The 11,634-nt window shown below is 47.1% G+C and carries 8 protein-coding genes; 1 reads left to right on the top strand and 7 read right to left on the bottom strand.

All coding sequences use genetic code 11. The features are described 5' to 3' along the window. Positions 1–379: 379 nt before the first annotated feature. The 6 genes from RIC07_RS31915 to RIC07_RS31890 all read right to left on the bottom strand — a co-directional run bounded on the left by RIC07_RS31915 (position 380) and on the right by RIC07_RS31890 (position 7,534). Complete coding sequence (locus RIC07_RS31915) at positions 380–769, bottom strand: DUF3119 family protein (protein ID WP_446398030.1); 390 nt, start codon at positions 767–769, stop codon at positions 380–382. Between the two features lie 56 nt (positions 770–825). Next, on the bottom strand, positions 826–1,611 hold the full coding sequence (locus RIC07_RS31910; protein ID WP_446398029.1) for an MlaE family lipid ABC transporter permease subunit: 786 nt from the start codon (positions 1,609–1,611) through the stop codon (positions 826–828). A 94-nt stretch (positions 1,612–1,705) separates the two neighbouring features. Further along, positions 1,706–4,981, bottom strand: a complete 3,276-nt coding sequence (locus RIC07_RS31905) for a methyl-accepting chemotaxis protein (protein ID WP_446398028.1) — start codon at positions 4,979–4,981, stop codon at positions 1,706–1,708. A gap of 77 nt (positions 4,982–5,058) precedes the next feature. Then, complete coding sequence (locus RIC07_RS31900) at positions 5,059–5,589, bottom strand: chemotaxis protein CheW (protein WP_446378666.1); 531 nt, start codon at positions 5,587–5,589, stop codon at positions 5,059–5,061. Positions 5,590–5,614: 25 nt separating this feature from the next. Next, positions 5,615–5,980 carry a response regulator transcription factor gene (locus RIC07_RS31895; RefSeq protein ID WP_006099778.1) on the bottom strand — a complete coding sequence of 122 codons (366 nt, stop codon included), beginning with the start codon at positions 5,978–5,980 and terminating at the stop codon, positions 5,615–5,617. A 255-nt stretch (positions 5,981–6,235) separates the two neighbouring features. Continuing rightward, positions 6,236–7,534, bottom strand: coding sequence for a response regulator (locus RIC07_RS31890; RefSeq protein ID WP_446398027.1), 1,299 nt, complete (start codon positions 7,532–7,534; stop codon positions 6,236–6,238). A 1,048-nt stretch (positions 7,535–8,582) separates the two neighbouring features. Here RIC07_RS31890 and hmpF point away from each other — a divergent pair. Beyond that, entirely contained in the window at positions 8,583–10,343 is a 1,761-nt protein-coding gene (gene hmpF / locus RIC07_RS31885; protein ID WP_446398026.1) for a pilus motility taxis protein HmpF, read from the top strand. A gap of 99 nt (positions 10,344–10,442) precedes the next feature. Here the strand turns inward: hmpF and tilS are convergent, their stop codons facing one another. Further along, positions 10,443–11,453 (bottom strand): tRNA lysidine(34) synthetase TilS, encoded by a 1,011-nt coding sequence (gene tilS, locus RIC07_RS31880; protein WP_446398025.1) that lies wholly within the window; start codon positions 11,451–11,453, stop codon positions 10,443–10,445. Between the last annotated feature and the right edge of the window lie 181 nt (positions 11,454–11,634).

Here is an 11,634-nt window from a genome sequence, read left to right as displayed (position 1 = left end):
GCCTCGAAGTGGTTATTAGGCGGTACTTTTCCCAGCACACTGGCTTAACCCTTGTACACCTGTTTAATGCTGAGATTTCAGGGCTTGGAACTGGCACGCATTCCAAGGTGAGAACTTAAACTCTCCCTAATAACGGCTGCTAGGACGTTCTAGCCTTCTGGTCAGGTGGGGCAAGCTTCCCTCCCTCTCAAAGAGCGGGTAATCTGCAAGCCGCTGGCTGTCTTCTATGGGGTTCCTGACTGAATAATTAATATCTAATAAGGATTGACACTCCCGACCCTTAAACGGTGGGGTGGGATTATTCTCTCAATGAGTTACCCGGTAAGAGAGCCTTCGATACAAGGTGTTCTCCAGCCTAAGGGTTAATTTTAAACTCGACTCAAATCTGGGGACAGCGCTCCTCTAAGCAACGTTTAAGCGGTTTGGGATCAAATAAAACTGGCAAGAAGTGGATGCTATTCACTTCCTTAAAATAGAAAAGGATTGGAAACGATGACCAGTAAATTCGCCAATTTGACCAGTCTTTATACGGAAAACGGCGAATTAAAGTCTGGGAACGATAGACATCCAATGCGGTTTCGGTAAATTGCAGACGGATGGTTACCGCTTGAATCATTAAAAATAACCCGAAAAGAGCAATGAGTAAACCGACCCAAATTTGGAGCAGCACAATCGGTATACTGCCCAGAACCAATACCAAAGGAATCGCGTAGCTAGGGGCAAGTTCGATGGTTTGGGTTGATGAAGATGAAGAAGTAGCAGAGGTCACTAGACTAAATTCCCGTTGTTTATCGACACAAATGATCTATTTTAATATACCTCTAACTACAGAACTGCACTGCCTGTGCCTTGGAACATCAGCCACGACAAAAAAAAGTTAGTGATGAAAATTGCCAGTAAAGCCGTGACGACTGCCGTTGTCGTGGATTGACCAACTCCTTTGGCTCCACCACTAGTGGTTAATCCCCAGCTACAGCCAATGACGGCTATCAGCATCCCAAATACAGCGGCTTTAATCATCGCCGTAAACAAATCCCAGATTCCCAGGAAATTCCGGGCGGAATCCAGAAAGACAGATTGAGGAATATTGTAAAGATTAATAGCAATCAATACGCCGCCCGTCATGCCAAGAATAATTGAGAGAATTGTCAATAACGGCAGCATTAGACAGCAGGCAATGACACGAGGGATGACCAAATAATCAATGGGATCGGTTTTGAGCATATAAAGTGCGTCAATTTGTTCAGTCACGCGCATCGTGCCAATCTCAGCCGCAAATGCTGAACCCACTCGTCCGGCAATCACCACAGCCGTTAACACAGGCGCAAGTTCCCGGCTCAATGCCAGTGCCAAAACCCCTCCAATGGCTGTAGTTGCCCCAAAGTTAATAAATTCTCGCGTTACCTGAATTGTAAACACGGCACCGATAAAAGTAGCCGTGATCAGGGCAATGGTGAGTGAATCCGGACCGACGACTGCCATTTGCTCCAGGGTATTGCGTCGGTAGATTTTGCCACCGAGAAGATGAACGATGACTTGACCGCCTAATAAAATGGCAGCTAGCAAGCGCTGGAGCCACAATCCCAAGCTAGAGGAAGAGGTTTCATTCATTCGTCATTTGTCATTTGTCATTTGTCATTTGTCATTTGTCATTTGTCATTTGTCATTTGTCCTTTGTCATTTGTCACTGTTCACTGTCCAAGGACTATCTGCTCTCATTTGATTCCACACGGAAACGTTCTACAGAATTGAGTAGATCTCGTGCCACACCAACTAAGTTTTGCAAGGCACTGGATACCCGTTGGGCTTCCTGAGAGGTTTCTTGGGCAGTTAGTTCAACCGATTGCATGACTTGGGCAACAGCACGGGATGTTTCGGTTTGCTCCACCGTATCCGCTTTAATTGCCCGCACCAGCGCATCAATGCGATTGGACACTTGGATAATATCTTCCAATGCTTGTTTGGCTTGCTCTGCCCGTTTGGTTCCATCAATAACCTGCTGGGTGCCTTCTTCCATCGCCGTCATCACCGAACCGGTTTCGCTTTGAATCTGCATGACGATTTGCTCAATTTCTTTGAGTGCCTTGGCTGAACGGTCTGCCAGTTGCCGCACTTCATCGGCAACGACGGCAAACCCTCGACCCGCCTCTCCAGCTCGAGCTGCCTCGATACTGGCATTGAGCGCTAACAGGTTGGTTCGGGATGCAATTGTAGAAATTACGGCGACAATCTTGGAAATTTCCTGGGAAGACTCAGCCAATCGCTTGACTTTCCGCGTAGTTTCTGCTACAGTTTCCCGAATTTGCAAGATACCTGCCACCGTATGTTCTACCGCGTGACCGCCTCTGTGGGCGACATCCGCAGCGGTGTGGGCAACTTCCTCGGCTTCCCGGGCGGCTTCAGCGACTCGCTGAATGGAGTCGGTCATCACCTGAACGGAGTTGAGGGTAACCGCCAGTTCCTCGGCTTGGCGCAAGGCGTCATTGGATAAACTGCCAGCAAATGCCGCGCTTTCAGTCGAACCCTTGGTCACTTTACGGGCGGCATCTTTTACTTGTTGAACGATTTCCCGCAAATTTTGAATGGTTAGGTTAAAGGAGTCAGCCACTGCTCCCAAAACGTCGGCTGTTACTTCAGCTTGTACCGTTAAATCCCCGCGTGCAGCTCCTTCTACATCATCGAGCAATCGAATCACCTGACGTTGCAGGTCTTCTTTGGCTTGCTCTTGTTCTTCTGCTTTTCGGGTGGCTTCGCTGGTGGTGGTTAGAATTACTCGCGCCATCTGGTTGAAACCTGAAGCCAGTTGACCCAGTTCTCCCTCGGAGTAAATGGGGACACTGACATTAAGATTTCCCTGAGCAACGGCATCAAACTGGGTTTGTAAATCCACTGTGACTTGTTGAATCTGGCGAGTGGTAATCCGACCCAGAAACAGGGTAATGCCAAAACTAGCCGCAAATGCTGCACCACTGGCTAAAGCATGGGCAAATTTGAGATTCGCGATCGCGGGTTGAGCTTGCCCTTCTGGTACTGAACTTCGCGCAGCAATACTTTGTGCCGAAAAACTGACTAAGGCAACAACAAAAGCGGAGGCAATCCCAGCCGCAAACGCCATAATCCACTGTTTATGATGGAGGGAAGCATTTTCAAAGGGAGCCAGCCACCCTTGATCAACATTAACAATCGCCTCGTGTCCCCCCTCTTTGGCTTGACTAAAAACTGGGAGTTGTTCAGTTGAGCTACCAATACTGAAAATTTCTTCATCACTATCAACTGAGCGATACTCCTGAGCCGATTGCTGGTGAGCCGCTACACTATCTCGGACGGCATCGCCATTTTCGCTAACTCCCTCACTTTCGCCACCTGCTGGTATGACTCCGCTGTTGCTTAAAACATCAAAATCTGATTCACTCGCGCCCGACTCAGCTAATTCATCCTGATCATCTATGGCGAAATCGGGAAGAGAGCCTAAATCATCTTCAAATACATCAAAAGCGTCTAAAAAGTCTTTGTCCGTTTCCAGTTCTGAGAAGTTCTCAGCATCAGCCTCAGCAACTTCATCCATAGTGAATGAGTCATTGCCGAAAGCATCGTCAAAGTTCTCAAAGTCGAAGTGATCATCGGGAGCGTTAAATCCATTTTGATCGAAGTCTGATTCATCCTGAGTGTAGTCCTGGCTTTCAAATGCTTCAATCGCCTCATCCGTCTCCTCAGCCGAATAGTCAAACTCATCGGTATCCGTTGGTAAACTTTCCCCCAACTCCCCTGAATTCATCAGTAGGGTTTCGTCTTCATAAACGGGGTGGTCTGGATATGACTCGTCAATCGATTCACCATGCCAATCCTCCATTTCCTGATCAACGTCCGATAAGTCTTCATTGAAATGGGATTCTGACTCATAAGAATAAGAGGGTGGACTCTGCTCCTCAGCATCTTCAAATTCAGGGGCGCTACCGGGAGGCATGACAAATGTTGCCGCCGTATCATCCTCCGACTCCGCTGAAAAGTCCTCAAACTGATCCTGATAATCTGCCTCGCTAAAGGAGGTGTCATTTAAATCAAAATCACTTGCTGGTTCCTCAAACTGATCTTGATAATCTGCCTCGCTAAAGGGGGTATCATTTAGATCAAAATCACTCGCTGCTTCCTCAACGTTTTCCTGGTAATCTGCCTCGCTAAAGGGGGTGTCATTTAGATCAAAATCACTCGCTGTTTCCTCAACGTTTTCCTGATAATCTGCCTCGCTAAAGGGGGTGTCATTTAGATCAAAATCACTCGATGACTCATAATCTTCATAGTCTACCTCAGCAAAGGGGTTGTCATTTAGATCAAAATCACTCGATGACTCATAAAGATTGTCAACATCACCACTTTCTTCGTCTAAACCGGACAAGGCAAATGGATTGGATTCATCTACAGAACTTGGCTCGTCCGTCGTCTCTGATTCAATAGCTGAACTATCCAGGGGTTCGGCAAAGGGCGAAGATGAGGTTGAGTCAAAATCATCCTCTATTCCCACTTCATCCAAATCTAAAGCCCCTAAATCGAAATCCTCAGACTCATCAATAGACTCATCAATCGCTTCCGAGTCTTGCCAGGTTTCTAATGTAGGTATCTCATTCAAATCGTCGGTTTCATCAATATCGTGGAAATTGTTATCGAAATCCTCTGTGGATGGGGGTGAATCGGCAGGATCGAATTCACTGGACAATTGATTAGCATCTTCTAGACCTTTATGGGCATATTCGATAAAATCAGGTTCAGACGTTAAATTAAGAACTTGCTCATAGTGTTCCCGTGCTTGATCGTACTGCTGTAGACCATAGCAACAGATATGACCCTTAAGTAACAAAGCACTTGGATCATCGGGATACTCTTCAATCAACCGACTAATAAGATCGGCAGCTTCTTGGTATTTACCTTGTGCGTAAGCCGTTTGTGCTTGTGTATATTCCTGAACGTAATCTGTACTTGATGCCATTGACCTCCTCCCTTTGCTCACCAGGAAAAAGTAACAAACAAAAGGTTGCTCTCTTTTTCCTTTCTTTTACTGTTTATTCATGCTGCCCACCGCGCTGCTCGTAGAATTGCCACCTGATCGAGAAGCCGTAAAAATTGATTAGATTCTGGATCTAATAACCACTCTCCTTTTAAAAAAGGTGCCATCGTATCAGGAACATTCATTGCCATTTGTAATTGCTCCACATCTAACCAATCCATGTCCACAATTCGCTCCACTGCTAAACCGAGCATTGTATCTTGATCTTCGATGGCAATGACGGGAATTTCTGATCGGTCTGTATTCACAGGGATCGCATCTCCCAGAAATTGACCCAGATCACCAACCCATATAACCCGACCTCGCATATTGATTGTCCCCAATAATAAGGGGGAAGCATTAGGGATCGGGGTGATCTGGTTGGGAGATGGCTCAAGCACTTCTTTGATCCCAGTCGCTGGTAAAGCAAATTCCATACCAGAAGGGACGTAAAATCGCAAGTGTAATTCACCCTCAGGACTTTCTAGTTCTTGCAATTCTGGGGCTTGATCTTGACCAGTATCTGTTAAAAAATCCGGATTTCCAACCATTCGCAGCTAGAGTCTTAACTATAATTTATGACCTGAGTAGCTGTTTGACTGTGCCAATCAACTCGGTGGGCTGAAAGGGCTTGGCGATGTAAGCATCTGCCCCTTGCTTCATGCCCCAATATCGATCAAATTCTTCGCCTTTTGAAGAACACATGACCACGGGTACATTTTGGGTTTTGGGATCAGCCTTTAAACGACGACAGACCTCGTACCCATTCATACGAGGCATAACAATATCCAATACCACTACATCAGGACGAGACTGCAGAATATGTTCTAAGGCTTCCACTCCATCGCTTGCCACAGAGACCGTCAACCCACTGCCTTTGAGGAGGTCTGAGATCATCTGTCGCTGTGCCAAACTGTCTTCTACAACCAAAACTGTACTCATAACCCCCTACCTGACTTGCCAATAAGCGCACGAATTTTGAACGTGAACTGAGCTGTATCGTTGAGCTATACCCTTAAACATAGATAGAGTAATGATTAATGTATCCTTTATGGTAGCTTCATCCTGAACTGATCCCTTTCTCTATTGTGACAGGCTTAACTGCTAAATGGAGCTAGGGCGTATCGCTGTATGAGTCTATGAGGTGATTGTAGCGGAAGAATTACCTTCCTGGGTGTTACATGATGATCGCTGTTGTTAAGCCGATGCTGATTTAGTAATATCGGTTGCCTTGACCTCCTCCTCTAGGACTTGGCGGGAACTATCGAAACTCATTTTTTCCGGATCTCCCGGACCCACGTATTTCTCCACTAACATCAACAGCTCACTGGCTCCAAACGGTTTAGTTAAATAGTCCGTTGAGCCTACCATGCGAGCTCTCACACGGTCAATAAAGCCATCTTTGCCCGTCAGCATAATGATTGGAGTTTGTCGAAATGTCGTCGATTGTCGTAACATGCCACACAGTTCATATCCATCGAGTTGGGGCATGACTAAATCACAGAGAATTAGAGCCGGTTTGATTTGGAAGAGTAAGCTGAGAGCTTTGAGAGGATTTTGAATTGCCGTTACTTCATATCCTTGGGCTTGCAGCATATACTCGACGGTTTTGCCAACTGCCTTGTCATCATCAATACAGACTACAGAGGGTGCATGATCTGCACGAGTGGATTCCCAAGGTTGTCGAACGGCGAGGGTTTGTTGAGGTGCTGACGTCAGCAATTGAATCCAACCCCTTTGGATATAGGGGTAAATGGCTCGGGTGACAGTCAGGATATCACGATTGAGATAGCGAGCCATCTGTCGCAGAGAATTCTTGCCATTTGCCCACCGTTTGAGGGTTCTAAATGCATTCTCCGGTAATGCTGCCTTTAATTTCGTTTCATCCGTAATCAGTGGGCATTGATTAGGGGATTGGATATGGGGATGAAACTGCTTCCACTCCTGGACTTGCTTCATAATCTTGGTCACTAGGGGGGCAATTTCCAAGGTGGTGAGTTGGGGCGCTAAGGCTGGACCCACCTCGAAGACAAAATATCCATTGTGGAGGCTCAACAGGTCAAATAGGGTTTCATGTACCATACTGTGGAGAATGCTGCGCCCTTGAGCTGGCGTGATAATATGCTTTTCTAGCAACGCCCAAAGATAGCCATATTCGGGGGCATTGGTCGAAGCAATCGACGGTTCTTCGATGTCATCCAAAGCGGCTTCAGCTCGATAGCGACGCAGGTAATCGCGCAGTCGAGACAAACTGGGGTCACTGTTTGCCGCATAAGCAATTTGTCCGTTGAGAAAAAAAACAAACCAAAAGGGTCCAGGGCGGCGGGGTGGGGTCGCGAGGTGAGAGCGTCCCTGGATAAATTGATGAGTCACATCACTACCAGGGTTATTGGTGTGGAAGCTTTGCGCCTCAACTAAAAGTTCTCCTGTGCGCTGACCTAGTTCGATCAGTTGCAGGATACTGCGGATATCAATTTCATTTAACGTTCCCTGCATTTTAAGGAAAATGTACTCCTAAAACCTTGCGTTCAATGCTGAGGCGCGAATGGTCTGTTGGGTTACCAAGTTGCCTGCCATCTTAACCTCAACCCCAACTTGATGCTTTACCACCACCGCTGACTGACCATGTTAAGATATCATCCAATTAGGTTGGAATGGATCATTTAACGGATGTGTTTCAACAGAGCAATTTGAACTTTAAATTTAACGTTGCTCAATAGAGCCATTGAAATTTATAGAAGAAGAGTCAATCAAAACCTCCATGTAATCAGTATAATTGAGGATTCGACTTGCTGTAACACCTCCTGATCAGGCGTGATCAGGCGGGTTGGACGGCGGTGAGCGATCGCTGGCGTTAATCACCAATTAGCAGGGTTGGCTAGGATACAGGGACAAGGCAATGGCTTCAGGAGACGAATTAGCTAAATTCAACAACAAAACAATGCAGCTTGTCCAACGAGGGGTCTCTTAAGCCAAGGCTAAGCATACTCCTAAAACAGTAACCAGAAAACAGCAATCGAGTTATTGAAGCTAAAATTTTATAGCCAATGGAGTAGGATCGAGCAAAAAGCTGGTGTCTGTACCAGCCAAGGACTTATAATCTCTTATAGAAATTCATCACTAATTGTAATACAGCCAAAGTCATGCATCGAGAATGGCTTCGTTCAATAAACTTCAACTACCCCGCGCTACTGATTATAGGGCGCGAAGATGGTGAGGAATAGGGGTTCAATCAGCCAAGGCTACTCTGTTCCTAGCTTACCTAAACTTGCCCTTTAAGGAGGGTTGAGTTGGAGATATGTAGCATTTCTCGATCCGTCAGGACTATCCGGTGGTAGCTTAGATTCAGGACAATAATCCAAGACACGGCTACCTCTGTCACTTTCTAAAAGCTAGCATTGTAGACAAAGCTGCTCGGTCTATCAATCAGGGTTAGCTCTGAGAACATCAGGAGCAGTGCGACCAGCAACCCAATCAACTAAGATTTAGTTCAGGTTGGCTTAGTCAAGAATTGGGCACAAGACAAGTAAAGAGGACGATCAGTGTGCTGTATCTAGCAGAAGTCAAAAAGCAGAAAACTGGCCCTTTTGGCGGCAGTAAGACCGAACTCAAACTGCTGGCTTGTCAGCGGAATGATCAGAGTTGGAGCGCTGTCCCAGGTGATGAAATCATCCCAGGAGACGAAGCCGGTGGTATGAGCGATGGGGCTTTGGCAATTGTCAATGTCAGTAACAATCGGATTCAAGGCGAAGTTGAGCCAGCCGGGACGAGACTGGCGAGCATCTTACAAAATTTTTCGCGTCTGTTGGACAAGGCGAAAAGTCAAGAAGAAGAAATTGAACAGTGGAAACAGTCCTTAACGTATCAAAGCCAAGAACTCAACCGTCGCGAGATGGAAATGGAAGCGCGGTTGGAACAGATGCAAGCCATGGAGGAAGAGGCTGAACAAATCGATCAGCAGCGTCAAGACTTAGAAAGTACGAAAGAGGAAACTGAACGCCTCAGAGAGGAGTTTGATCGAAAACAACAGGAACTAGAAGGCGCTTGGGAACATCTGCGCGGTGAACAGCGGCGTTGGGATGAGCAAAAAGAACAGCTGCAACAAACTTCGGGTTTAAGTGAGGACGATGTTGCGGCGATGCAGGAGTTGCTCGATCGCCTCTCGACAGCTGTCGCTCCTACAGATACTGTGCGGGAACAGTTGAATCAAGCGTTTGACATCATTGATCAACAGCAGTCAGAACTAGATAGTGATTGGCAAAAACTAGACAATCAGCGCCAACAAGCAGAGCAACGCCAAACCGAAATTGACGAGCAAACTGAGGACATTCACCAGCGTAAGCAAGAGTTAGAGCAAGTTCAAACCTCTTATGAAGAGGCACAAGCGGAATTGAAGGTGCAGCGGAATGCCTTGGAGATGAAGCAGGAATCTGTACATCTACTCAGCCTGCAACTTCAAACTCATCAGGATTTACATCAAGAGCTTGCTCGTTTAGCGACCAGTTCAGCCGATGTCAAAATTAGTCAAGAGGTTGACATTCAAGCGCTGGAAAATATGCCCCTGGGTGAACTCCAGGAAATCGTGCAAAATTTACAGCAAGATTTGGAGAGAGTGGTGCGCTTTGTCAACGACCAGGAGGAGGAACTCACCTTCCAGCGCCAAGCGGTTGAAGAACTGCAAGATAAAATTAATGATGCGAGTGAGTACGATCGCATTAGTTTGGAAAGTGAGTTAGCGGATGAGCAAGACCGCTACCAGATGTTGGATGAAACCCTCGTCGGTCAACGCCGCAACCTGCGGGAGAGAGAAGAGATTTTCAATCAGCATAATCGAGTCTTACGCCGTCGCCAGGGAATTAGTGAAGGGAGTAGCACCGATACCCATAAAATCGACCTCGGTCCCGTCTTAAACCAGCTTGAGGAACAGCGACAACAGCAGGAAAGCGAACTGGAAAAACTGGAAAACCAAGTTGAGCAAATGCGCCAAAGCATTAGCCAAGCCGAGGAAATGCTGACTCAGCAAGAAAGTGAGCAAGAAGCCAAACGCTCTGAGTTACAAAACTTGGAAGAAAACTGGCACTCGATGAAACAGGAAGTCGCTGAACTGTGGAGTCAAGTAAATCTGTATCAAGAACTCTTACCGCCCAAGCAAGAGGCTCTGAATCAAATTCGCCAAATCCTCGACGCGATCGCAGAAGCCCTGAATCAAATTCAGGAAGTTGGCGATTATCAACTCCAAGCAATTTCCGAAATGCGGCAAACGGTTGATAGCATGGTGGAATCACCAGAACTGGCGGCTTCTTAGAGCTGAGGGTGTGGCGTGTCGGGTGTTGGGTGTCGGGTGTGGGGTGTGGGGTGTGGGGTGTTGGGTGTCGGGTATAGGGTGTGGGGAAAGCGTGACAGCTTAGTCCGCTAGACTGGTTTGCCAAACAATCCAATCCCCTTCGACTTGAGCGCTTGCTCCTCCGGGAAAGGATGAAGTGCGAGAGCGATTGGGCGCATCAATTAAAGCCGTAATCGCTTCAATTTGCTCAAAATTGGCAGCCGTCGGTTGGGCGATCGTCAGAAACTGGCGAATCGCACGACGTTGTAGGGCGAGATCAGCTTGTCGTAAGATTAAACGATTGAGTTTGAGCGTCGTAGTGGGTTCATTCTCACTCGTAGAACCCATGGCTTGCTCTCGTAGCGATCGCGCCGCCGTCTCTAGATACTCCACCTCAGCGCGTAACAGTTCCGCTGTATGACCCAGAGCAGTTTCCACCCTCGGATTAAAATGAGTTTTTAGATAAGGCAGTACCTCTTGGCGAATGCGATTACGAGCATAGCGAAGGTCTTGATTATAGGCATCCAACCAAACCGGGAGGTGCTGTTGCTCCACAAACTCCCCCGTTTCTCTACGGGTAACCTCTAGCAACGGGCGTACTAGCTGTACCCCGGCTACTAAAGAACGTTGCCAGGTCAGCGATTGGAGACCATCAACTCCCGTACCTCGAATCAGATTATACAAAACCGTTTCCGCGCGATCGCTCTGGGTGTGAGCCGTGACTACATATTGAAATTGATAGGTTTGAGCAATCTTACCGAGTGCCTGATAACGCCATTGTCGAGCCGCTCCCTCACTTGTAGTCACTTGATCCGCAACTTCCAGATAAAAAGGAATCGCCCAACTCTGAGCCACTTGTTGAATGTGATCTGCCAGCCCCTTGTCTGCGGGCCAACGGTGATCACAATGCGCGATCGCTAATTGCCATTTCCACTTCGGCTGCAAATCTAAAAGCAGTTTCATTAAACAGAGGGAATCTTGTCCCCCCGATACCGCCACCAAAACAGGACAACTTGGCGCTAATAGCTGCCTTTGCCGTAGCGTTTGATGAAGACGGGCGTGAAGTAGCGTCCAATCTGAACGTTTCGTCATTCGTCATTTGTCATTTGTCATTCGTTGGTGAATAGAGAAAAGGGTTAACTAACAGTCCGTAAATATCTAGACAATTAGTGACATAACTAGACATTTTCTCTGATATAGTCAGGCAATGTCTAGTTTAACCCCCCAAGAAGCAGCCACTCGACTAGGTGCCACGGTCTTGCACTTTGCACCG

Origin of the sequence: Coleofasciculus sp. E1-EBD-02 (assembly GCF_040218245.1) — a bacterium.
In the GTDB taxonomy this organism is placed as follows: domain Bacteria; phylum Cyanobacteriota; class Cyanobacteriia; order Cyanobacteriales; family Coleofasciculaceae; genus Coleofasciculus.
The sequence above is the reverse complement of the archived record's forward strand: the minus strand, read 5'-3'. Positions and strand labels throughout refer to the sequence as shown.

Excerpts from the sequence above, each read along its gene's own strand:
- RIC07_RS31910 (WP_446398029.1), bottom strand. The coding sequence starts at position 1,611 with ATGAATGAAACCTCTTCCTCTAGCTTGGGATTGTGGCTCCAGCGCTTG.
- RIC07_RS31890 (WP_446398027.1), bottom strand. The coding sequence starts at position 7,534 with ATGCAGGGAACGTTAAATGAAATTGATATCCGCAGTATCCTGCAACTG.
- RIC07_RS31895 (WP_006099778.1), bottom strand. The coding sequence starts at position 5,980 with ATGAGTACAGTTTTGGTTGTAGAAGACAGTTTGGCACAGCGACAGATG.
- tilS (WP_446398025.1), bottom strand. The coding sequence starts at position 11,453 with ATGACGAAACGTTCAGATTGGACGCTACTTCACGCCCGTCTTCATCAA.
- RIC07_RS31900 (WP_446378666.1), bottom strand. The coding sequence starts at position 5,589 with ATGGTTGGAAATCCGGATTTTTTAACAGATACTGGTCAAGATCAAGCC.
- RIC07_RS31905 (WP_446398028.1), bottom strand. The coding sequence starts at position 4,981 with ATGGCATCAAGTACAGATTACGTTCAGGAATATACACAAGCACAAACG.